We start from the raw sequence: 23,172 nt of genomic DNA, 5'->3' as shown, positions 1-23,172 counted from the left end.
GGCCGGCCTGACAGATTACAGCAGCTGCGCCAGACGATTGATATCTGACTGAATGGCCCCGGCGGTAACATCGCGGCCTGCGCCTGGCCCACGAATCACCATTGGGTTATCGCGGTACCAGCGACTCTCGATGGCAAAGACGTTATCACACGGCAAAAGCGCCGCCAGCGGATGTTCCTGACGCACTGCTTCTACTCCGACGCGCGCTTTACCGTTGGCATCAAAACGCGCCACGTAACGCAACACCAGCCCCATTTCACGGGCGGCTTCAAGGCGCTGCAGCATCTGTTCATTCAGCTCTTCGCCGTTCTCAAAGAAGTGGTCAACCGAGCCCTCTTCGCAATGCGCCGGAACCAGCGATTCCACGCGCACCTGATCCGGCTCGATATTGTAACCAGCTTCGCGCGCCAGGATCACCAGCTTGCGCATCACGTCTTTACCCGACAGGTCAACGCGCGGGTCTGGTTCGGTCAGCCCTTGCTGCCAGGCCTGATCCACCAGTTCGGTAAATGGCACCGTGCCGTCAAACTGCAGGAACAGCCAGGAGAGCGTACCGGAGAAGATACCGCTCAGCCCCAGGATGGTATCGCCGCTGTCGATAAGATCGCGCACAGTATGGTTAACCGGCAAGCCTGCGCCGACGGTGGCGTTATACAACCAGTGGCGGCCGGTCTTTTCAAAGGCGTCGTGGATTTGGCGATATTTATCGCTGCTGCTGGCGCCCGCCAGCTTATTGGCGCTGATCACGTGGAAACCGTGGCTGGCGAAATCCAGATACTGATCGGCCAGCTGTTCGCTGGCGGTCACGTCCAGCACCACTAAATCATCATAAGGGTGCGCGCGCATCCACAGGAATAGCGACTCTTCATCCTGCTCGACCGCTTCATCTTCAAAGAATGCCAATGCGCGGCTGGCATCCAGACCTTCATAGTTCAGCAGGCTACGGCGGCTATCCACCACACCGGCCAGCAGGAACTCAAAGCCAGTGCGGGCGGAAAGCGTGCTCTGCTCGCGCGCGAACAACTCCAGCCAGCGGGAGCCGATATTGCCTTTGCCGAACAGCACCAGACCGATGCGTTTTTCAGCGCGGAACACGGAGTGATGCAGTCCCTGAATCAGGCTCTCGGTTGGGCCGGCGCGCAGCACCGCCACCAGGCTGATGCCCTCTTCCGATTGCCAGGTAAACTCTACCGGCTGCCCTTTCAATTGCTGCCAGAAACGGTGGCAATGCAGCGGATTGCGGGTCACGCCCGCGCCGACCATCGCCACCAGCGCCAGCTTCTGACGCAGACGCAGCTCGCCCGGCAGACCCGCCTCGTCCAGCAGCTTCAGCGCGCTGTCGGCCACTTCAGAGGTGTAGCAGAACTGCAGCAGCTTACGGTCGGCATGCACGCCCACCGCCAGCGGGCGCAGCTGCGCGCGTTTGAAAATCTGATCCAGCTCTTTATGCGCCAGTTTGAAATCCTGACCGGCCGGCACCTGGAATTCAATCAGGCAGACGTCGTCGTGACTGGTGACGATACGCGCGCCGGTGCCGGATGCCAGCACGCGCTCAATGCGCGTCGAACCCTGGTCCGGAGTGTAGCTACAGCGCAGCTGTAAATCGATATCGCTACCAGAAACCGGCTGTAGCGTACGCGCGTGCAGCACCGGCGCCGCCAGGCGAGCCAGCTCGCTGGCTTCATCAAGACGCAGCAGCGGCAGCAGGCACGCATCTTTCACTTTACGCGGGTCGGCGCTATAAACCCCGGCCACGTCGCTCCAGATGGTGACGCGGGAAACACCGGCCAACGCGCCGATTTGGGTGGCGGAGTAGTCGGAACCGTTACGGCCCAGCAGTACGGTTTCCCCGGCATTGTTACGGGCGATAAAGCCGGTCACCACCAGCCGTTTGTTGGGGTGCTGCGCCATCAACTGTTGTAACAGCGGGTAGGATAAGCCTTCATCAACCTGCGGCTGCGCGGCGCGTTCCGCGCGCAGGAAAGCGCGCGCGTCCAGCCAGGCGGCTTCAACGCCAAGGTGGTTTAGTACCGCCGCCATCAGGCGCGCGGACCACACTTCGCCGTGGCCGACGACTTCGGCATATACCGCATCGGTGACGCCGCTATCCAGCAGGCCCGCCAGACGCTCAAGATCGTGAATAAACGTCGCGATCAGCGCGTCGGCGGCGTCCGCCGGCAGCAGGCCGGCGATCAGGTCCATTTGATAGCGACGCAGCGCTTGTTGCACCTGATGCGCAGAAAGACGATCGGTCTGGCTTAGCTGCAGCCAGCTAATCAGCTGGTTGGTGGTGCTACCGGCGGCAGAGACGACCATCATATCGCCTGCCTGCGCGTAGTCGGTCATGATCCCGGCGACGCGCAGGTAACATTTCGCATCCGCTAAACTACTCCCACCAAATTTGTGCAGCTGACGACCCTTCGCCCCTGCCTGCGCAATCACACTCATCTTTATTCCTCGTTTGCTGCCCGGAAGCCATTTTCCAGGTCGGCAATTAAATCTTCACCATCTTCAATACCGGTCGAAATACGCAGGAGCGTTTCCGAGATCCCTGCCGCCGCACGCGCTTCCGGCGCCATGCCCGCATGCGTCATCGTCGCCGCATGGGAAATCAGGCTCTCAACGCCCCCCAACGATTCCGCCAGCGTAAATAGCGATAAACCGCTCAAGAAGCGACGCAGCGTCTGCTCATCGCCATCGAGCTCGAAGCTTAGCATCGCCCCAAAACCTTTTTGCTGACGCGCCGCAATCTCATGCCCCTGGTTTTCCGGCAGGGACGGATGATACAGCTTTTTCACCAGCGGCTGGGTTTTCAGATAGTCGACTATCGCCTGCGCGTTGCGCTGCGCCACTTCCATTCGTGGAGAAAGGGTACGCAAACCACGCAATAACAGATAGCTATCAAACGCCCCGCCGGTGACGCCGATATTATTCGCCCACCATGCCAGTTCGGTGACAGTCTCAGGATCTTTGGCAATCACCACCCCGGCGACCACGTCAGAGTGGCCGTTGAGATATTTGGTGCACGAATGCAACACCAGATCGGCGCCCAGCGCCAGCGGATTTTGCAACGCTGGGCTGAGAAAGGTGTTATCCACCACGCTCACCGCGCCGGCTTCACGCGCCAGCCCGCAGATTTTCGCAATATCGACCACCCGCAGCAATGGGTTGCTCGGGCTTTCGACCAGCACCAGCTTCGGTTGTTCCGCTAACGCTTCGCGTAATGCCTGTTCATCGCTTTGATCGACAAAGCGCACGCGATAGCAGCCGCGTTTCGCCAGGCTGTCAAACAGACGATAGCTGCCGCCATAACAGTCGTGCGGCGCCACCAGCAGATCGCCCGGCTTCAGGAACACAGTGGTCACCAGCAGAATAGCCGACATTCCGGTATTGGTCAGTACCGCGCCGGCGCCGCCTTCCAGTTCCGCCAGCGCGCGCTGTACGACATCGCGAGTCGGGTTGCCGCGTCGGGAATAATCGTGGGCGCGGGGTTCATTGAAACCGGTGAAATTATAGGTGCTGGAGAGATGGATCGGCGGGACAACGCAACCGTACTGTTCGTCGTCATTTAAACCGCTACGCACTGCAATGGTGGCCTGTTTACGCGTCATGTTGGACAGTTCCTGGGCTGTTCGGTGAGAAGTCAGGCCTCAGAGTAATCATTGTCACAATAGACGTCAATACATCTGGACATCTAAACTTCTTTGCGTATAGATTGAGCAAAAGACAAATAGCCGTTAAAATTATATGCATTAGCGCACGTCGGCGGCGGCTTATCTCATGTCAGAAAGCACGCTCATACGGTAAACTACGCGCAATTATGGCCGGGCGTAATGTTCTGGCCCTTAACTAATAAACAGAGGATTAAGGTATCTCATGGCTGAATGGAGCGGCGAATATATCAGCCCATACGCTGAGCACGGTAAGAAGAGTGAGCAAGTAAAAAAAATTACGGTTTCCATTCCTCTGAAGGTGTTAAAGATCCTCACCGATGAACGCACGCGTCGTCAGGTGAACAACCTGCGTCACGCCACGAATAGCGAACTGCTGTGCGAGGCGTTCCTGCATGCCTTTACCGGTCAACCGTTACCTAACGATGAAGACCTGCGTAAAGAGCGCAGCGATGAAATCCCGGAAGCGGCGAAAGAGATTATGCGTGAACTGGGCATCGACCCGGATACGTGGGAATACTAAGACATAAAAAAAGCGGAAGATATCTTCCGCTTTTTTATTCCTCGCGTTGCCAGACGAAGGATACAAAAAAGCCGCCCTGAGGCGGCTCTTTCTGGCAACTTACTTGCTGCCCGGGATGCTGAAGCGCTTGTTGAAGCGGTCAACACGGCCACCGGTAGCAACATCACGCTGTTTGCCGGTGTAGAACGGGTGGCATTTACCGCACACGTCGAGGTTCAGGTCGTGACCAACGGTGGAACGGATTTTCATGACATTACCGCAAGAACAGGTAGCAGTAATTTCGTCGTAATTTGGGTGAATACCTTTTTTCATGGGAGAACCTCAGTTAAGGCCGCGTCGCTCTTCCAGCCCTAACGCCAGACACCACGCGATATTAATAATTTCCCGACGACCTTCGCACAGCTGGCGCATACCGGCTTAACGAATTTCCCGGGTTTTGGGAGTTTGATGCGGCATAAAGCGCACCAAAGGCGGCGAATCATACAGAATTTGACCAGCAGATGCAAACTTATCCGCGCCGCCTTCGGTAATGTGTATACTAACCCGCCAGATTTCAAGTCAGGAAGATTCCATGTCCGTCGCTCATGTCGCCCTGCCCGTTCCGCTGCCCCGCACCTTTGACTATTTGTTGCCTGAAGGCATCCCGGTCAAGGCGGGCTGTCGCGTACGCGTGCCGTTCGGCAAACAGGAGCGGATCGGTATCGTGGTGTCGGTCAGCGAGCGTAGCGAACTCCCGCTTGCCGAACTCAAACCGGTCGCCGAAGCGCTGGATAGCGAACCGGTATTCTCCTCTACCGTCTGGCGCATGCTGCTATGGGCCGCGGATTACTATCATCATCCCATCGGCGATGTGCTGTTCCACGCGCTGCCGATTATGCTGCGCCAGGGCAAACCGGCCAGCGCCGCGCCAATGTGGTACTGGTTTGCGACGGAACAGGGACAAGCGCTGGATATCAATAGCCTTAAACGCTCGCCGAAGCAGCAGCAGGCGCTGGCGGCGCTGCGCCAGGGCAAAATCTGGCGCTATCAGGTCGCAGAGCTTGAATTCAATGACGCGGCGCTACAGGCGCTGCGCGGCAAAGGGCTGGCGGAATTGGCCAGCGAATCCCCAGCCATTAGCGATTGGCGGACCAGCTTCGCTGTGCCCGGCGAACGGCTGCGTCTGAATACCGAGCAGGCGACCGCCGTCGGGGCAATTCATAGCGCCTCGGACCGTTTTTCCGCCTGGCTGCTGGCGGGTATTACCGGCTCAGGGAAAACGGAAGTCTATCTTAGCGTACTGGAGAACGTGCTGGCGCAGGGTCGACAGGCGCTGGTGATGGTACCGGAAATCGGCCTGACGCCGCAGACCATCGCCCGCTTCCGCCAGCGTTTTAACGCCCCGGTGGAGGTGCTGCATTCGGGTCTGAACGACAGCGAGCGCCTCGCATCATGGCTAAAGGCGAAAAATGGCGAAGCGGCGATCGTTATCGGTACCCGCTCGTCGCTGTTTACGCCGTTTAAAGACCTCGGCGTTATTGTCATCGACGAAGAACACGATAGCTCCTATAAACAGCAGGAAGGCTGGCGTTATCACGCCCGCGACCTGGCGGTATGGCGCGCCCACAGCGAACAGATCCCGATTATCCTCGGCTCGGCGACCCCGGCGCTGGAGACGCTCTACAACGTACGCCAGCGCAAGTACCGTGAGTTAAAGCTGACCAAACGCGCGGGCAACGCCCGCCCGGCGCAGCAGCACGTGCTCGATTTAAAAGGCCAACAGCTACAGGCGGGGCTTTCGCCTGCGCTGATTAATCGCATGCGCCAGCATCTGCAGGCCGACAATCAGGTGATCCTGTTTTTGAACCGCCGCGGTTTCGCCCCGGCGCTGCTGTGCCACGACTGCGGCTGGATAGCGGAGTGCCCGCGCTGCGATAGTTACTACACCCTGCATCAGGCGCAACACCATCTGCGCTGCCACCACTGCGACAGCCAGCGCCCCATTCCGCGCCAATGTCCTTCCTGCGGGTCGACGCACCTGGTGCCAGTCGGTCTGGGGACCGAACAGCTGGAGCAAGCGCTGGCGCCGATGTTTCCTGATGTACCAATCTCACGCATCGACCGCGATACCACCAGCCGTAAAGGGGCGCTGGAGCAATATCTTGCCGACGTCCATCGCGGCGGCGCGCGCATTCTGATTGGTACCCAAATGCTGGCTAAGGGACATCATTTCCCGGACGTCACCCTGGTGTCGCTGCTGGATGTCGATGGCGCGCTGTTTTCCGCCGACTTCCGCTCGGCGGAGCGTTTTGCCCAGCTCTATACCCAGGTCTCCGGCCGCGCCGGACGCGCGGGCAAACAAGGTGAAGTGATCCTGCAAACCCACCATCCGGAACACCCGCTGCTGCAGACCCTGCTCTATAAAGGCTACGATGCGTTTGCCGAGCAGGCGCTGGCGGAGCGGCAAACCATGCAGCTACCGCCGTGGACCAGCCACGTTCTGATCCGCGCCGAAGACCATAATAACCAGCAGGCGCCGCTGTTTTTACAGCAGCTACGTAACCTGCTGCAGGCCAGCCCGCTGGCTGATGATAAACTGTGGGTACTCGGCCCGGTTCCCGCGCTGGCGCCGAAGCGCGGCGGGCGCTGGCGCTGGCAAATTCTACTCCAGCACCCTTCCCGCATACGTCTACAGCATATCGTCAGCGGTACGCTGGCGTTGATAAACACCCTGCCGGAAGCGCGTAAAGTGAAGTGGGTACTGGATGTCGATCCTATTGAAGGCTAACGCTTCTCTTGCGAGGCGGATCGAAAAATTCAACAACCGTCACGTTTTTCATGAAAATTCTGTAACTCTCAGGCTGTACTATCTGTTAAAAATGTTGCTGATGTCAGCACGCAAGGGATGTGTCTGCGCAGTCAGCGAGGAGAAACCAGGTGAAGCCCAAAAAACAAATGGTTGCCGCCACCATGAAAGACGTCGCCCTGAAGGCAAACGTTTCAACGGCAACCGTATCCCGTGCGCTAATGAATCCCGACAAAGTGTCGCAGGCAACCCGTAGTCGGGTGGAGCAGGCGGCGCAGGAAGTCGGCTATTTACCGCAGTCGCTCGGGCGTAACATGAAACGCAATGAGTCGCGGACGATCCTTGTGATCGTGCCGGATATTTGCGATCCCTTCTTCAGTGAGGTGATTCGCGGTATTGAAGTGACTGCCGCCGACGAAGGCTATCTGGTGCTGATCGGCGATTGCGCCCATCAGAATCAGAAAGAAAAAACCTTTATTGATCTCATTATCACCAAACAAATTGACGGTATGGTGCTGCTGAGTTCGCGCCTGCCGTTCGACGCCAGCGTCGAAGAGCAGCGTAATTTGCCGCCGATGGTCATGTCGAACGAGTTTGCGCCGGAGCTGGAGCTCCCTACTGTGCATATCGATAACCTGACCGCCGCGTTTAATGCCGTTAATTATCTCCACGAACTGGGGCATCAACGTATCGGCTGTATCGCCGGGCCGGAGGATATGCCGCTGTGCCATTACCGGCTGCAGGGATATGTTCAGGCGCTGCGCCGCAGCGGTATCACCGTCGATCCGCACTACATCGCCCGCGGCAACTTTACCTTTGAAGCCGGGGCCAACGCGATGGAGCAACTGCTGGCGCAGCCGGTGCCGCCGACCGCGGTATTTTGCCATAGCGACGTTATGGCGCTGGGCGCATTGTCGCTGGCCAAACGTCGCGGCCTGAGGGTGCCGGAAGATTTATCGATTGTTGGGTTTGATAACATCGCGTTGTCTGAATTTTGCGATCCGCCGTTAACCACCGTTTCACAGCCGCGTTTTGATATCGGCCGTGAAGGAATGCTGCTTTTACTCGAGCAAATGCAGGGCCGTAACGTCAACAGCGGCTCGCGTCTGCTCGATTGCGAACTGATCGTTCGCGGCAGTACGCAAAAAATCAGACGATAACCATCAGGCTTTCGGGCCTGCTCTTCTGGTCAAAGGCCCGCCGCTTAAGTAACATGGCGGGCTGACGAACGAATATAAGACAGCGAAACGATAGTGGCACAACGAGATTATGTACGCCGCAGCCAACCGGCTCCTTCGCGGCGCAAAAAGAGCAGCCCCCGAAGCTCAAGGAACAAGCAAAGTAGCCTTCCGGCGATTTCACCGACTATGGTTGCGATCGCGGCGGCCGTGCTGGTGGCCTTTATCGGTGGTCTGTATTTCATTACCCATCACAAGAAAGAAGAAGCGGAAGCGCTGCAAAACCGCCAGGCGGCAGGCAACGGTCTTCCGCCGAAGCCGGAAGAGCGCTGGCGCTATATTAAAGAGCTGGAAAGCCGCCAGCCGGGCGTTCGCGCGCCTACCGAGCCGACCGCCGGCGGCGAAGTGATGAAACCCGAGCAGCTAACCGACGAGCAGCGCCAACTGTTGGCGCAGATGCAGGCGGATATGCGTCAGCAGCCCACGCAGCTGACCGAAGTGCCGTGGAACGAACAAACGCCGGCGCAGCGTCAGCAGACGCTGCAGCGTCAACGTCTGGCACAACAACAGCAGCAGGCGCAGCAGCAACAGTGGGCGCAGACTCAGCAGCAGACCACGCAGCAACAGCCGCGCGTCCAGCAGCCGAAGCCGGTGCAGCAACAGCAACCGAAGCAAACCGCGTCTAACCAGCAGCCGTATCAGGATCTGCTGCAGACGCCGGCGCATAACACCACCACGCAGCCGAAAACCCAGGCCGCCGCGCCGGTCGCCCGCGTGGAAGAAGCGCCGAAAGCCGCAGCCGCCGAGAAGAAAGACGATCGCAGCTGGATGGTTCAGTGTGGTTCCTTTAAAGGCGCCGAGCAGGCCGAAACCGTGCGCGCTCAGTTAGCCTTTGAGGGCTTTGCTTCGCACATCACCACCAATAACGGCTGGAATCGGGTGGTGATTGGGCCGCTGAAAGGCAAAGAGAACGCCAACGATATGATCAACCGTCTCAAGATGGCCGGACACGCAAACTGCATCCGTCTCGCCGCCAGGGGTTGAAACCCCAAAAATCCCCCCCATCTATAATTGCATTCTGCCCCGCGTAACGCGCGGGGCCCCTATTCCGCTTTTGCAACCAAGGGGTCTGCTCGTGACAACAATAGTTAGTGTTCGCCGTAACGGCCATGTCGTTATCGCCGGTGATGGCCAGGCCACGCTGGGCAACACCGTGATGAAAGGCAACGTGAAGAAAGTGCGTCGTCTGTACAACGACAAAGTGATCGCTGGTTTCGCTGGCGGCACCGCTGACGCCTTCACCCTGTTCGAACTTTTCGAACGTAAGCTGGAGATGCATCAGGGCCATCTGGTGAAAGCCGCCGTTGAGCTGGCGAAAGACTGGCGTACCGACCGCATGCTGCGCAAGCTGGAAGCGCTGCTCGCCGTCGCTGACGAAAACGCGTCGCTTATCATCACCGGTAACGGTGACGTGGTTCAGCCAGAAAACGATTTGATTGCGATTGGCTCCGGCGGGCCATATGCCCAGGCCGCCGCTCGCGCGCTGCTGGAAAACACCGAAATGGGCGCTCGCGACATCGCCGAGAAAGCGTTGGATATTGCAGGGGATATCTGCATCTATACCAACCACTTCCACACCATCGAAGAATTACCTTCTAAAGCGTAAGGATCTCCCATGTCTGAAATGACCCCACGCGAAATTGTCAGCGAACTGGACAAACATATTATCGGCCAGGACGCAGCCAAGCGTTCTGTTGCTATCGCCCTGCGTAACCGCTGGCGCCGTATGCAGCTTAATGAAGAGCTGCGTCATGAAGTCACACCGAAAAACATTCTGATGATTGGCCCGACCGGCGTCGGTAAAACCGAAATCGCCCGTCGTCTGGCGAAACTGGCCAACGCGCCGTTCATCAAAGTTGAAGCGACCAAGTTCACCGAAGTGGGCTATGTTGGTAAAGAAGTGGACTCTATCATCCGCGATCTGACCGACGCCGCGATCAAAATGGTCCGCATGCAGTCCATCGATAAAAACCGCTATCGCGCCGAAGAAATGGCCGAAGAGCGTATCCTCGACGTGCTGATCCCCCCGGCGAAAAACAACTGGGGCCAGGCTGAACAGCCGCAGGAGCCTTCAGCTGCGCGTCAGGCATTCCGCAAGAAATTGCGCGAAGGCCAGCTTGACGACAAAGAGATCGAAATCGACCTCGCCGCGGCGCCAATGGGCGTTGAAATCATGTCCCCTCCGGGCATGGAAGAGATGACCAGCCAGCTGCAGTCCATGTTCCAGAACCTGGGCGGCCAGAAACAGAAACCGCGTAAGCTGAAAATCAAAGACGCGATGAAGCTGCTTATCGAAGAAGAAGCAGCGAAGCTGGTTAACCCGGAAGAGCTGAAGCAAGAAGCTATCGACGCCGTTGAACAGCACGGTATCGTGTTTATCGACGAAATCGACAAAATCTGTAAGCGCGGCGGCAACTCCTCCGGCCCGGATGTGTCTCGTGAAGGCGTTCAGCGCGACCTGCTGCCGCTGGTGGAAGGCTGCACCGTCTCCACTAAACACGGGATGGTGAAAACCGATCACATTCTGTTTATCGCCTCCGGCGCGTTCCAGGTCGCCAGCCCATCCGATCTGATCCCGGAACTGCAGGGCCGTCTGCCGATCCGCGTTGAGCTGAAAGCGCTGACCACCCATGATTTCGAACGTATTCTGACCGAGCCGAATGCCTCCATCACCGTGCAGTACAAAGCGCTGATGGCCACCGAAGGCGTGAATATCGAATTCACCGAAGATGGTATCAAGCGTATCGCTCAGGCCGCATGGCAGGTTAACGAAACCACCGAAAACATCGGCGCGCGTCGCCTGCACACGGTGCTGGAACGTCTGATCGAAGATATCTCTTATGATGCCAGCGAAATGAACGGCCAGACGGTGACCATCGACGGTGATTATGTCGGTAAACACCTGGATGTTCTGGTGGCAGATGAAGATCTGAGCCGTTTTATCCTATAATCCGGTTCAATGCATTTTCATCACACACGATGGGGCTATGATAGCCCCATTTTTTTGGCTGAAAGAAATGACTGAACAACCGATAACACGCACCAAGGCCTGGCTTGAAAGCCTGCGTCCCAAAACATTACCTCTGGCGTTCGCCGCTATCGTCGTCGGCACCGCGTTGGCGTGGCAGCAAGGCCACTTCGATCCGCTGGTCGCGCTGCTGGCGCTCATCACCGCCGGTTTGCTGCAAATTTTATCTAATCTCGCCAATGATTATGGCGACGCCGTTAAAGGCAGCGATAAACCTGACCGTATTGGGCCGCTGCGCGGAATGCAAAAAGGCGCCATTACCCAAGCGCAGATGAAACGCGCGCTGATCGTAACGGTAGCGCTGATTTGCCTTTCCGGCCTGGCGTTGCTGTTCTCCGCCTGGCAGACAATGGCGGACTTCATCGGCTTTATGGTGCTCGGCGGGTTGTCGATTATTGCGGCTATAACTTATACCGTTGGCACGCGTCCTTACGGCTATATTGGCCTTGGCGATATCTCGGTGCTGGTTTTCTTCGGCTGGCTGAGCGTCGTCGGCAGTTGGTATCTGCAGGCGCACAGCATCGACGCGGTTATTTTCCTGCCCGCTACCGCCTGTGGCCTGCTGGCCGCAGCGGTGCTGAATATCAATAACCTGCGCGATATCGATAGCGACCGTTCGAACGGTAAAAATACGTTGGCGGTCCGTCTGGGGCCAATTAACGCTCGCCGTTATCACAGCGTCCTGCTGTTCGGCGCTCCACTGTGCCTGGCGCTGTTTAACCTGCTGGCGCTGCGCAGCCTGTGGGGCTGGCTGTTTATTCTCGCCATTCCGCTACTGGTGAAACAGGCGCGTTTCGTCATGCGTGAGCGCGAACCGGTGGCGATGCGTCCGATGCTCGAACGCACGGTCAAAGCGGCATTATTAACCAACCTGCTGTTTGTCATCGGGATTATCGGCAGTAAGCTGGCGGCATAACTGACAAATATCAATTAACAATTGATGATTTTGCAAACAATGCAGTTCACGGGATATACTAAAAATTCTCGCAGCAACTGAACGTTAAGCCTATGAAATACGATACTTCCGAGCTTTGCGACATCTACCAGGAAGATGTCAATGTCGTGGAACCGCTGTTTTCCAACTTTGGAGGGCGGTCGTCGTTTGGTGGACAGATCATTACGGTAAAATGTTTCGAGGATAACGGGTTGCTCTACGATCTGCTCGAGCAGAATGGCCGTGGTCATATTCTCCTCATCGACGGCGGCGGTTCCGTGCGACGCGCGTTAATTGACGCAGACCTGGCGCGTCTGGCGGTACAAAACGAATGGGAAGGGCTGGTGGTCTATGGCGCGGTGCGCCAGGTTGACGACCTGGAAGATTTAGATATCGGTATCCAGGCATTAGCCGCCATTCCAGTGGCCGCTGCAGGGGAAGGTATCGGCGAAAGCGACGTGCGCGTCAATTTCGGCGGCGTCACCTTCTTCTCCGGCGATCATCTGTATGCCGACAATACCGGTATCATCCTTTCCGAGGATGCGCTGGATATCGAATAGCACTAGCATTGAAAGGCAGGCGCAGCCTGCCTTTTCTTTATAACCAGGATGGTTAATCGCTCACACAAGTGCAAAGGAGTGCATGACTTGCGTGAAATACTCTATTTCCTCAGCTTTATTTCGATACCATGGCTACTATATCGAGGATTTCGCATCCTGATTTTAGCCCAACCGCCCTATGTCCTTGCTGCGTCATTACGCTTAGGAGCAGCTTTCGTTATATTTATCGGTGCGGTATCTCTTCCACGTAACGCAGCGACCTTTGAAAAGGAATACAAAGAAATCGTTGGCTATCCATCGACCCAAGTAACACTGCAATTTGCAACGCTGGACAACTCGCAAAAACAACAAATTTTGCAAGAAATGGCTGATTACTTTTCTGATACAGAAAAAATGCTGAAAGTGACGCAAAAGAAGGCGACAGGAAAAGGCCCAAATTTATGGTATAGAACTCCCGAGAAAAACTACAGAACCTGGCACGATACGATCCCTACGCGCTACCGCTGGCAAGAAAATCGGCTGGAGATAGCCACCGGCAGACCACTTGAAGATGAAGAAATAGATACTTTAGAAGCGGTGTTAAGATTAACAATCGCGCAAGAAAATCATTCTGTTTTTTCTGAGCTGTTAAGCCAATCGCTAGAAAATTATCATTTGCAACGCAAGGTTCAATTTCGCCCTTGAAATCGAAACCCACGCTTGTCGATAACCAGCATACCGAGCATGGCTCGCTCGGTTTTATACGCTACGAAAAAAAAGGCCTTCTCCGTGAGAAGGCCTTTTTGTTATGCCGAGAAACTTAGTACAGTTTCTTCGCGCAATCCATCCAGTCAGACTTGAACGGACGCTTCATATTTTCGATAGCATCGATGATGTCGTGGTGAACCAGCTTCTCGTTCTGGATACCGACACAGCGGCCGCCAAAGCCCTGCAGCAGCAGTTCAATAGCATATGCGCCCATGCGGGAAGCCAGAATACGGTCGTAAGGAACCGGAGAGCCGCCGCGCTGAATGTGACCCAGCACGGTCGCACGGGTTTCACGGCCCGTTTCTTTCTCAATGAAGCTAGCCAGTTCGTCAACGTCGCACATGTGCTCGGTGATGGCCACGATCGCGTGTTTCTTACCTTTTGCGATGCCGGCTTTGATTTCAGCCACCAGATCGTCGCGGGTATATTCTACTTCCGGCACCATGATGAACTCACAGCCGCCGGCAATCGCCGCCGCCAGCGTCAGATCGCCACAGTAGCGGCCCATCACTTCCACCACAGAGATACGCTGGTGCGAAGAGGAGGTGTCACGCAGGCGGTCAATAGCTTCAACAACGGTGCTCAGCGCGGTAAAGAAACCGATGGTGTAGTCAGTACCTTTGATGTCGTTGTCGATGGTGCCCGGCAGGCCGATGCAAGGGAAACCCATCTCGGTCAGACGCATCGCACCCATATAGGAACCGTCGCCGCCGATAACAACCAGCGCGTCCAGGCCGCGCTTTTTCATATTTTCAATGGCGACTGCGCGAATATGCTCTTCGCGGAATTCCGGGAAGCGAGCGGAGCCGAGGAAGGTACCGCCACGGTTGATCATGTCGGACACGCTGTAACGGTCAAGCTGAACCATACGATCTTCATACAGGCCGAGGTAACCGTCATAGATTCCAAAAACTTCCAGACCTTCCGTTAATGCCGCGCGCACAACGCCGCGAATTGCTGCGTTCATGCCCGGCGCATCACCGCCACTTGTCAACACACCGATTTTCTTAATCATGACTACCTCTGAACTTAGGAAGCAAAAAATAATCCTGTTGCCTGAAGCGCTCCCATACCAGGAGTGCACGACGATAATTGCAATAGTATATCAAACGCTTCTGGCTGAATTGATTCAGGTCAGACCAAATGGCGGTAATTTATACAAAAAATGCCTACCCGCCCCACATTTTTACATCGAGTTTACAGACTATAACCGAAAGCTCAAAAAACGCCCTGCTGCGCCGGCGGCACCACAGAACAGGGATCCTGATGGATAATCACATCCGATCCCGGGAAACGGCGCAAAATAGCCTGCTCCACCTGGTCGGCGATCACGTGCGCCTGCACCAGCGGGAGGTTATCTTCCATTTCCAAATGTATTTGAATAAAGCGAGTCGGCCCTGACTGCCGCGTTCGTAGATCGTGCGCGCCGCTGACGCCGGGCCAGCTGTTCACGATACTGATGATTTCCTGACGTTCCTCATCCGGAAGCGCGCGGTCTAATAACGATTGCACCGCGTCGTAACCCATACGCAGCGCGCTATATAAAATATAGATGCCAATCCCTAATGCAAACAGCGCATCGGCACGGTGCCAGCCATACCAGGAGAGGCCGAGGGCGATAAGAATAGCGCCGTTCATCATAACATCAGACTGATAATGAAGCATATCCGCGCGCACGGCCTGACTCTGGGTTTTTCTGACCACCCAGCGCTGAAAGGTCACCAGCATCAGGGTGCTTATCAAGGCGATCAGCGTCACCACCATCCCGACGCCTGCCGCCTGCATCGGTTCAGGGCGAATCAGATGCTGGATCCCGGTCAGGAACAGAAACAATGCCGAACCGGAGATAAACATGCTCTGCGCCAGCGCCGCCAGCGATTCCGCTTTCCCATGGCCAAAAGTATGTTCTTCATCAGCGGGTTGTAGCGAGTAACGCACCACCAGCAGGTTGGTCAGCGAGGCGGCAATATCCACCAGCGAATCCACCAGCGCCGCCAGAATACTCACCGAACCGGTATACCACCACGCAAAAATTTTGATCAAAAGTAACACGGAGGCCATCGCCGTCGCGGCAATAGCCGCGCGACTTACCAGCCGCCCATAAGATTGATTCATAAACGCTCCTTTTCCGGCGATGCGCTTAGTATAACCTGAACTTTTACCCGGAAGATGAACGGGCATGCGGCGGCTGAGGCGAAAAAAAGACAAAAAAAACCCCCACATCATGTGGGGGAAGACAGGGATGGTGTCTATGGCAAGGAAAACAGGGTTTGTTACTTGGGTTGCACGGTACTGCTACTACTGGAAAGCATCATGGCTGAGCCTTTCTGCATCCTTGCAACCTCACGCAACTGATCCATACGCTGCTGGTGCTTAGCATTTAAAACCGCTTGCTGCTCAGGGGTTAGCAGGTGATACATCTGGTTGCGAACTTTCGCCATTTCTACCTGGCGGGCAACCTGTTCCTGCGCCATCTTTTCTGCCTGAGCGCGCACAGCGCTTTCATCAAATTTATCTGCGGTGACAAGGCTATGCATTGTCTCCAGTTCGCTAACATTAACAGGGAGCCGGTCATGGCGCGCCCGTTGCATAAGATCCCGTAACTGCTGTCGTTGCTGTTCGGTTAGACTTATGCCGTCAAACATATGGCTCTGGCCGCTGCGCTGGGCTCCTTCTTCACCGTGGAGCCAGTTAACGCCGGTAACGACTTCAGCGGCTTGGCTAGTAGCACTTAGCGCCAGCGTTGAGGCCATGACGGCAGCGATAACATTGCGCATCACATACTCCCAAAACGTTTGTGTCGCGATTCAACGAGAGACAGTTTACGATTCAGGCTGCAAACATGCGTCAGGGGGTGTAAAACAACGTAAAGTCATGGATTAGCGAGCCTTGATGACGTAATTTCTGCCTCGGAGGTATTTAAACAATGAATAAAATCCTGTTAGTTGATGATGACCGGGAGCTCACCTCCCTGTTAAAAGAGCTGCTCGATATGGAAGGTTTTAATGTGCTCGTTGCCCATGACGGTGAACAGGCGCTGGCGCTTCTTGACGACAGCATTGATCTCCTTTTGCTTGATGTGATGATGCCGAAGAAAAACGGTATCGACACGCTTAAAGAATTACGTCAGACACACCAGACCCCGGTTATCATGCTAACGGCGCGCGGAAGCGAGCTGGATCGCGTTCTCGGCCTCGAACTCGGGGCGGATGACTATTTGCCTAAGCCGTTTAACGATCGCGAGCTGGTGGCGCGTATACGCGCGATTCTGCGTCGTTCTCACTGGAGCGAGCAGCAGCAGACCACCGAATCCGGTTCTCCGACCCTGGAAGTGGATGCGTTAAGCCTCAATCCGGGCCGTCAGGAGGCCAATTTTGATGGGCAAACGCTGGAGCTGACCGGCACCGAGTTCACCCTGCTGTATCTGCTGGCGCAGCATCTTGGTCAGGTGGTGTCACGTGAACACTTAAGCCAGGAAGTGCTGGGCAAGCGGCTGACGCCGTTCGACCGCGCTATCGATATGCATATTTCCAACCTGCGGCGTAAGCTGCCGGAGCGTAAAGACGGCCATCCGTGGTTTAAAACGTTGCGCGGACGCGGCTATCTGATGGTTTCTGCTTCATGATTGGAAGTTTAACCGCACGCATCTTCGCCATCTTCTGGCTCACGCTGGCGCTGGTGTTGATGCTGGTACTGATGTTGCCCAAGCTGGACTCGCGCCAGATGACCGAGCTGCTGGAAAGCGAGCAACGTCAGGGCATCATGATTGAGCAACACGTCGAGGCCGAACTGGCGAACGACCCACCTAACGACCTGATGTGGTGGCGACGCCTGTTTCGCGCCATCGATAAGTGGGCGCCGCCGGGGCAGCGGCTGTTGTTGGTCACCAGCGAAGGCCGCGTGATCGGCGCAGAACGCAACGAAATGCAGATCATTCGTAACTTTATCGGCCAGGCCGATAACGCCGATCATCCGCAGAAAAAGCGTTACGGACGCCTGGAGATGGTCGGCCCGTTTTCCGTCAGGGATGGTGAAGATAATTATCAACTTTATCTCATCCGCCCTGCCAGCACTTCACAATCCGACTTCATCAACCTGCTATTTGACCGTCCGCTATTACTGCTTATCGTGACGATGCTGGTCAGCGCCCCGCTGCTGCTATGGCTGGCGTGGAGCCTGGCGAAACCGGCGCGCAAGCTGAAAAACGCCGCCGACGAAGTGGCCCAGGGTAACCTGCGGCAGCATCCGGAGCTGGAAGCCGGTCCGCAGGAGTTTCTGGCCGCCGGGGCCAGCTTTAACCAGATGGTGACCGCGCTTGAGCGAATGATGACCAGCCAGCAGCGGCTGCTGTCGGATATCTCGCACGAGCTACGCACGCCGTTAACCCGTCTGCAGTTAGGCACCGCGCTGCTGCGCCGCCGCAGCGGTGAAAGCAAAGAGCTGGAGCGGATCGAAACCGAAGCGCATCGGCTGGACAGCATGATCAACGACCTGCTGGTGATGTCGCGTAATCAGGCGAAAAACGCGCTGGTCAGCGAGACGGTGAAAGCGAATCAGCTGTGGGGCGAAGTGCTGGACAACGCGGCATTTGAAGCCGAGCAGATGGGGAAATCCTTTACCGTTGAGTATCCGCCGGGCCCCTGGCCGCTGTACGGTAACCCCAATGCGCTGGAAAGCGCGCTGGAAAATATCGTGCGCAACGCGCTGCGCTACTCGCACACGAAAATTTCGGTCAGCTTCTCGGTGGATAAAGACGGAATCACGGTCAACGTCGATGATGACGGCCCGGGCGTCAGCCCGGAAGATCGCGAACAGATTTTCCGTCCGTTCTATCGTACCGACGAAGCTCGCGATCGCGAGTCCGGCGGCACCGGTCTGGGGCTGGCGATTGTCGAAACGGCGATTCAGCAACATCGCGGCTGGGTTAAAGCCGACGATAGCCCGCTGGGTGGCCTGCGATTAACAATCTGGCTGCCGCTGTATAAACGCACCTGAGTCTGTCCCGGCTTGCGCTACGCTGAGCCGGGCTACGGGTTGCAACGTTCAATATGGGGGAATTATTTCCCCCATAATCTCCGCGAATTATCCTCGATCTGCCCGCTTAAACGCCGCTTCTGCATCGTTCTGCTCCAGCTCACCGACAGACCCGCCGCCGATAACAGACGGTGATACTGATCGTCGTCAAACGGCATATGCCAGGCAATCGCTCCGGCCTCATGTACGCTCACATCGCTTAGTCGCGATACCAGCTCCAGCGGCGCATCGCTGGAGACCTGGCCGCCGGCGATAATGCGGTAGAGCCAGCCAACCTTGCCGCTGTTTTGCATCAGTTGCGCCATGTCGCTAATACCGAAATGGTAATTCAGTTTGAAGCAGGGAGAGCGCGGTTGAGTGACCTGAATCAGCGCCTCGCCCCAACGAAAGATATCGCCGATATAGACGTTTTTTTCCGTTAGCCCTTCGGTAGAAAGGTTTTCGCCGAATGCGGGTGCGCAGAACAGATCGGCCTGCTGCGGGAATTCGCGGATCCAGTCGAGATAATGCTCGCGGGGATAGTGGCACAACGCGCGATCCGGCCCGCCGTGAATTTTCTTTTCCGCCTGCTCGTCCCCTTCCAGTCCGAGCTCGCCGAGCTGTAATTCGCCATCGACCTGGATTTTACCAATTGCGCTGGGGCGGCTACCGTCGTAGTCCCTGATTTTGCCGACAAAGACATTCACCGGATAATGCATTGCTGCTCTCCTTGCTACGGATATAAAAAAAGCGAGTCATCAGACTCGCTTCTCTCTTAGCGCAATGCAACCTTATTTTTTGGCGGCAAAACGCGCTGCTGCTTCGTCCCAGTTCACCACGTCCCAGAAGGCTTTGATATAGTCCGGGCGGCGGTTCTGGAATTTCAGGTAGTAAGCGTGTTCCCACACATCCAGGCCGATAATCGGGAAGCCGGAAGCGCCGGAAATGGCTTCGCCCATCAGCGGGGAGTCCTGGTTAGCGGTAGAAACGACGGCCAGTTTGTCGCCTTTCAGCACCAGCCACGCCCAGCCGGAACCAAAGCGGGTTGCTGCCGCTTTTTCGAATTCAGCTTTGAAATTGTCCACGGAACCGAAATCACGCTCGATAGCGGCTTTCAGGTCGCCCTGCAGGGTGGTGCCGGTTTTCAGGCCTTTCCAGAACAGGCTGTGGTTAGCGTGGCCGCCCGCGTTGTTACGCAGTACGGTTTTTTTGTCAGCCGGCAGTTGATCCAGTTTGGTGATCAGCTCTTCCGCGGACAGGTTAGCGAATTCCGGCAGGCTTTCCAGCGCTGCGTTAGCGTTGTTAACGTAGGTCTGGTGATGCTTAGTATGATGGATCTCCATCGTCTGCTTGTCGAAATGCGGTTCCAGAGCATCGTAAGCGTACGGCAGGGATGGCAGTGTATAACTCATAATCATCTCCATTATTATCGGGCGGCAGAGGGTGTTAACGCCGCGTAAGCAGTCGGTTCATTATAGTTAATTAAATGATATTGAAAATGATTATCAATGCCGTAGTTTTACTAAGGTTATACCCAAAATAGATACACCCCAGTTTGTGAGCCAAAACAACTCATTAAGCCCCTGATTGCCAGAGTTTCGCCTGGCGTGGCAACAGCTCAAAGGCGTAAAAACTGCGCAATTTTTACACTCATCGCATCGGAGAGAGTCTATCCAACCCAAAAACAGATGAGGGTAAAGGCAATGAATCATGCGATCACGATGGGAATTTTTTGGCATTTAATCGGCGCCGCCAGTGCCGCCTGTTTTTATGCCCCTTTCAAGAAGGTGAAACACTGGTCGTGGGAAACCATGTGGTCGATCGGCGGGATTGTCTCCTGGCTGATTCTGCCGTGGGCGATAAGCGCCATGCTGCTGCCCGATTTCTGGGCCTACTACCGCTCGTTTAGCGCTTCCACGCTGCTGCCGGTGTTTTTGTTCGGCGCGATGTGGGGCATCGGTAACATCAACTATGGCCTGACCATGCGCTATCTGGGGATGTCGATGGGTATCGGTATCGCTATCGGCATTACGCTTATCGTCGGTACCTTAATGACGCCGATCCTCAACGGCCACTTTGATGTGTTGATTCACACCAAAGGCGGACAAATGACCCTGCTCGGCGTGCTGGTGGCGGTGATTGGCGTGGGTATCGTTACCCGCGCCGGCCAGCTTAAAGAGCGCAAAATGGGCATCAAAGCGGAAGAGTTCAACCTGAAAAAAGGGCTGATGCTGGCGGTAATGTGCGGTATTTTCTCCGCCGGCATGTCATTCGCGATGAATGCCGCTAAACCAATGCATGAAGCCGCCGCGGCGCTGGGCGTCGACCCGCTGTATACCGCGCTGCCAAGCTACGTGGTGATCATGGGCGGCGGCGCGCTGGTCAACCTCGGCTTCTGCTTTATTCGCCTCGCCAAAGTGAAGGATCTGTCGCTAAAAGCCGACTTCTCGCTGGCAAAACCGCTTATCATCAGCAACATTCTGCTTTCCGCATTGGGCGGACTCATGTGGTACCTGCAGTTCTTCTTCTATGCCTGGGGTCACGCCAGTATCCCGGCACAGTATGACTACATGAGCTGGATGCTGCATATGAGCTTCTACGTACTGTGCGGCGGGCTGGTCGGGCTGGTGCTGAAAGAGTGGAACAACGCCGGACGCCGCCCGGTCAGCGTGCTCAGCCTCGGCTGTGTGGTAATCATCATTGCCGCGAATATCGTCGGCCTGGGAATGGCTAACTGATTTCCCCTTCACGCGGCGGCGCGACTGCGCTGCCGCCACTGTCCCGGCGTCATACCTGTTTCCCGGTTAAACACCACCGAAAAGTAGTTACTGTCCTCAAACCCGCACTGCATAGCGATCTCACCAATTAGCCGCTCGGTATGCTGCAGCAAATACTGCGCATGGCAGATCCGCAGCTGACGCAAATAGTGGGTTATCGTCATCCCCGTTTGCTGGCGAAACTGCTGGCGTAACGCGCGTTCGCTGCAGGCTTCACGCAGACAAAAATGCTCCAGATTAAAGGGGCGATTCAGACTTTCGGCCAGCTCAGTTAGCAGTTTATCGAGCTGAGTTTCGCTTTGCGTCGCCGCCAGATTATCAGTGGCGTAGCGATAGCGCTGGAGCGTTAGCGCCAGTTGGGCAAACAGCAGTTCCGCCATGCTATCCGCCTGCGCATCCTGCCGCGCGCTTTCGTGCTCCAGCTGGTTAATCACCTGCCTGACCTGCGCCATGCCGCTGCTGCCGATCCGCCAGTGCGGCTGCCACGGCGTGCCGAATAATCCCGGAATATGCGCCGCCCAGTCAAAATTGAGCCGCAGCCGATCCGGACAATAAATAATATTCTGCAGCACCAGGTCGTTGACCGACGCATAAGAGTGTTTATCTTCCGCGCGGATATAAAAGAGATCGCCGCGGGTAATCCGCCACGGGCGATCGTTGAGGATATGCAGACCGTTGCCGCGCCACACCAGCACCAGCTCGCAAAATTCATGGGTATGCTCGGCGAAGACGTTTTGCGGGTAACGGTCAGCCACCGCCACCGCCTGCGTGGGGGAGGCAAAAAACTCATCTTTGCGAAGCACCAGCTGACCTGCCACAACTCTCACTCCCGACGCGGAAACCAACCATTATTCGCATTTTGCTGAGGCAATACGTTGACTCTTCTCGCGTTACTGAAGAATAGCGTCGCGCCCCTGGCGAATATCGCGCGGCGACCAGTCGAATTCACGGCGAAATAGCGTCGAAAAATGGTTACTGTCGCCGAAACCGCAGCGATAAGCGATTTCTGTCACGCTATCATCGCTGTGGCGCAGCAGGTGCCGCGCTTTCATCAGGCGCACCCGGTTGAGATAGCGCTGGGGCGTCAGCCCGGTTTGCAGCTTTAACTGACGATGCAGGGTGCGTAAAGAGAGCGAAAACTGCGCCGCCACCTCCTCCCAGCATATCTCTTCGGCAAAATGGTCTTCCAGCCAGGCCATTAGTTGATTCAGCCGCGCCTCGTGGTTGCCGGCGCCTTCCGCCAGGCTGTTGCTGTGCAGCAGCACCAGTAGCTGCATAAAAAGGATCTCACGGCTGGCGATGGTATGCGGCTCGACGCCCGGGCCGACCTTTTCCATCTGACCGACGATTTGCCGCACCTGCTGTAGCACCGTTTGGTTGACCCGCCAGTGTGAAAGATAGTTGCCGTCCTGCTCTTGCGGCAGCAGCTGGTTCACGCCGGTCAGAAAACGAAAAGCATCCGGCGCGCGGTAAAGTACATTGGTCAGACACAGGTTATTGGTGTGTTCGTAAAGATGGCGATCGTGATCGCGAATAAAGCAGACCGAACCGCCGCTGATGGTATAGGGCTGGCCGTTGAAAACGTGGATGCCCGTCCCCTGCTCAACGATAACAATTTCATGAAAATCATGATGATGCTCTGGAAAGGCCGCTTGTGGAAGGCGCGGTTCAATCGCCACCGCCGAGACGCCGGCCTTAAAAAAATCCGTACAGTGCAACACGGTCATAGCAGCCTCCACGAATGAGAAAAATTATCAACCGTCGTCGCAAATAGTAATTAAGGGCTGGCAATCCGGCCTTCAATTTTTGACCGCAAACCGCGTAAAGCCTGCCGTTTTTTCAAGAACCAGCCGGAAATATCCGGAACTGCGGCCAGCATCACACCCCGCCTCACGC

The 23,172-nt window shown here is 56.2% G+C and carries 22 protein-coding genes; 12 read left to right on the top strand and 10 right to left on the bottom strand.

Annotation, left to right across the window (positions count from 1 at the left end; translation table 11 throughout):
- Nucleotides 1–15: 15 nt before the first annotated feature.
- Complete coding sequence (locus PGR09_RS22755) at nt 16–2,448, bottom strand: bifunctional aspartate kinase/homoserine dehydrogenase II (RefSeq protein ID WP_045395300.1); 2,433 nt, start codon at nt 2,446–2,448, stop codon at nt 16–18.
- A gap of 2 nt (nt 2,449–2,450) precedes the next feature.
- Complete coding sequence (metB, locus tag PGR09_RS22750) at nt 2,451–3,611, bottom strand: cystathionine gamma-synthase (RefSeq protein WP_015368924.1); 1,161 nt, start codon at nt 3,609–3,611, stop codon at nt 2,451–2,453.
- Nucleotides 3,612–3,876: 265 nt separating this feature from the next.
- Between metB and metJ the strand changes: the two genes are divergently transcribed.
- Nucleotides 3,877–4,194, top strand: coding sequence for a met regulon transcriptional regulator MetJ (metJ, locus tag PGR09_RS22745; protein WP_004107547.1), 318 nt, complete (start codon nt 3,877–3,879; stop codon nt 4,192–4,194).
- A 99-nt stretch (nt 4,195–4,293) separates the two neighbouring features.
- Here the strand turns inward: metJ and rpmE are convergent, their stop codons facing one another.
- Nucleotides 4,294–4,506 (bottom strand): 50S ribosomal protein L31, encoded by a 213-nt coding sequence (gene rpmE, locus PGR09_RS22740; protein WP_015368925.1) that lies wholly within the window; start codon nt 4,504–4,506, stop codon nt 4,294–4,296.
- A gap of 259 nt (nt 4,507–4,765) precedes the next feature.
- On the opposite strand from rpmE, the gene priA reads away from it, so the two are divergent.
- From priA to PGR09_RS22700, 8 genes are all read left to right on the top strand, one after another.
- Nucleotides 4,766–6,961 (top strand): primosomal protein N', encoded by a 2,196-nt coding sequence (priA, locus tag PGR09_RS22735; RefSeq protein ID WP_063414048.1) that lies wholly within the window; start codon nt 4,766–4,768, stop codon nt 6,959–6,961.
- Nucleotides 6,962–7,110: 149 nt separating this feature from the next.
- Entirely contained in the window at nt 7,111–8,139 is a 1,029-nt protein-coding gene (gene cytR / locus PGR09_RS22730; protein WP_430916536.1) for a DNA-binding transcriptional regulator CytR, read from the top strand.
- Between the two features lie 93 nt (nt 8,140–8,232).
- Nucleotides 8,233–9,201, top strand: a complete 969-nt coding sequence (ftsN, locus tag PGR09_RS22725) for a cell division protein FtsN (protein ID WP_072048011.1) — start codon at nt 8,233–8,235, stop codon at nt 9,199–9,201.
- 91 nt (nt 9,202–9,292) lie between these two features.
- Nucleotides 9,293–9,823, top strand: coding sequence for an ATP-dependent protease subunit HslV (gene hslV, locus PGR09_RS22720; protein WP_015368930.1), 531 nt, complete (start codon nt 9,293–9,295; stop codon nt 9,821–9,823).
- Nucleotides 9,824–9,832: 9 nt separating this feature from the next.
- Complete coding sequence (hslU, locus tag PGR09_RS22715) at nt 9,833–11,167, top strand: HslU--HslV peptidase ATPase subunit (RefSeq protein ID WP_045395296.1); 1,335 nt, start codon at nt 9,833–9,835, stop codon at nt 11,165–11,167.
- A gap of 67 nt (nt 11,168–11,234) precedes the next feature.
- A complete protein-coding gene (gene menA, locus PGR09_RS22710) occupies nt 11,235–12,161 on the top strand; it encodes a 1,4-dihydroxy-2-naphthoate polyprenyltransferase (protein WP_047078396.1) in 927 nt (308 codons plus the stop codon).
- Between the two features lie 92 nt (nt 12,162–12,253).
- Nucleotides 12,254–12,739, top strand: a complete 486-nt coding sequence (rraA, locus tag PGR09_RS22705) for a ribonuclease E activity regulator RraA (RefSeq protein WP_015703948.1) — start codon at nt 12,254–12,256, stop codon at nt 12,737–12,739.
- An 87-nt stretch (nt 12,740–12,826) separates the two neighbouring features.
- Nucleotides 12,827–13,423 carry a hypothetical protein gene (locus PGR09_RS22700; RefSeq protein WP_348876280.1) on the top strand — a complete coding sequence of 199 codons (597 nt, stop codon included), beginning with the start codon at nt 12,827–12,829 and terminating at the stop codon, nt 13,421–13,423.
- A 115-nt stretch (nt 13,424–13,538) separates the two neighbouring features.
- Here the strand turns inward: PGR09_RS22700 and pfkA are convergent, their stop codons facing one another.
- The 3 genes from pfkA to cpxP form a co-directional block, all read right to left on the bottom strand.
- Nucleotides 13,539–14,501, bottom strand: a complete 963-nt coding sequence (pfkA, locus tag PGR09_RS22695) for a 6-phosphofructokinase (protein ID WP_015368934.1) — start codon at nt 14,499–14,501, stop codon at nt 13,539–13,541.
- A 203-nt stretch (nt 14,502–14,704) separates the two neighbouring features.
- Nucleotides 14,705–15,601: a CDF family cation-efflux transporter FieF gene (gene fieF, locus PGR09_RS22690; protein ID WP_045395293.1), complete on the bottom strand. Its 897-nt coding sequence runs from the start codon at nt 15,599–15,601 to the stop codon at nt 14,705–14,707.
- Nucleotides 15,602–15,759: 158 nt separating this feature from the next.
- Complete coding sequence (gene cpxP, locus PGR09_RS22685; protein ID WP_015368936.1) at nt 15,760–16,263, bottom strand: cell-envelope stress modulator CpxP; 504 nt, start codon at nt 16,261–16,263, stop codon at nt 15,760–15,762.
- 149 nt (nt 16,264–16,412) lie between these two features.
- Here cpxP and cpxR point away from each other — a divergent pair, with 149 nt between their 5' ends.
- On the top strand, nt 16,413–17,111 hold the full coding sequence (gene cpxR / locus PGR09_RS22680) for an envelope stress response regulator transcription factor CpxR (protein ID WP_015368937.1): 699 nt from the start codon (nt 16,413–16,415) through the stop codon (nt 17,109–17,111).
- Nucleotides 17,108–18,481: an envelope stress sensor histidine kinase CpxA gene (gene cpxA, locus PGR09_RS22675; protein WP_015368938.1), complete on the top strand. Its 1,374-nt coding sequence runs from the start codon at nt 17,108–17,110 to the stop codon at nt 18,479–18,481. Before cpxR ends, cpxA begins: the two co-directional genes overlap by 4 nt.
- A 62-nt stretch (nt 18,482–18,543) precedes the next feature.
- Here the strand turns inward: cpxA and yiiM are convergent, their stop codons facing one another.
- Both yiiM and sodA read right to left on the bottom strand, forming a co-directional pair.
- The gene (yiiM, locus tag PGR09_RS22670) at nt 18,544–19,218 is read right to left on the bottom strand and encodes a 6-hydroxyaminopurine reductase (protein WP_045395291.1); all 675 of its coding nucleotides are present in this window, start codon (nt 19,216–19,218) and stop codon (nt 18,544–18,546) included.
- 72 nt (nt 19,219–19,290) lie between these two features.
- Nucleotides 19,291–19,911, bottom strand: coding sequence for a superoxide dismutase [Mn] (gene sodA, locus PGR09_RS22665; RefSeq protein WP_015368940.1), 621 nt, complete (start codon nt 19,909–19,911; stop codon nt 19,291–19,293).
- A 291-nt stretch (nt 19,912–20,202) separates the two neighbouring features.
- On the opposite strand from sodA, the gene rhaT reads away from it, so the two are divergent.
- A complete protein-coding gene (gene rhaT / locus PGR09_RS22660) occupies nt 20,203–21,237 on the top strand; it encodes an L-rhamnose/proton symporter RhaT (RefSeq protein WP_032706783.1) in 1,035 nt (344 codons plus the stop codon).
- Between the two features lie 8 nt (nt 21,238–21,245).
- On the opposite strand, the gene rhaR is transcribed toward rhaT, so the two are convergent.
- Nucleotides 21,246–22,094 (bottom strand): HTH-type transcriptional activator RhaR, encoded by an 849-nt coding sequence (gene rhaR, locus PGR09_RS22655; RefSeq protein ID WP_430916535.1) that lies wholly within the window; start codon nt 22,092–22,094, stop codon nt 21,246–21,248.
- Nucleotides 22,095–22,166: 72 nt separating this feature from the next.
- A complete protein-coding gene (gene rhaS / locus PGR09_RS22650; RefSeq protein ID WP_047045450.1) occupies nt 22,167–23,003 on the bottom strand; it encodes an HTH-type transcriptional activator RhaS in 837 nt (278 codons plus the stop codon).
- Nucleotides 23,004–23,172: the final 169 nt, after the last annotated feature.

The organism is Klebsiella sp. 141251 (genome assembly GCF_050600725.1).
GTDB classification, from domain to species: domain Bacteria; phylum Pseudomonadota; class Gammaproteobacteria; order Enterobacterales; family Enterobacteriaceae; genus Klebsiella; species Klebsiella aerogenes.
The sequence above is the reverse complement of the archived record's forward strand: the minus strand, read 5'-3'. Positions and strand labels throughout refer to the sequence as shown.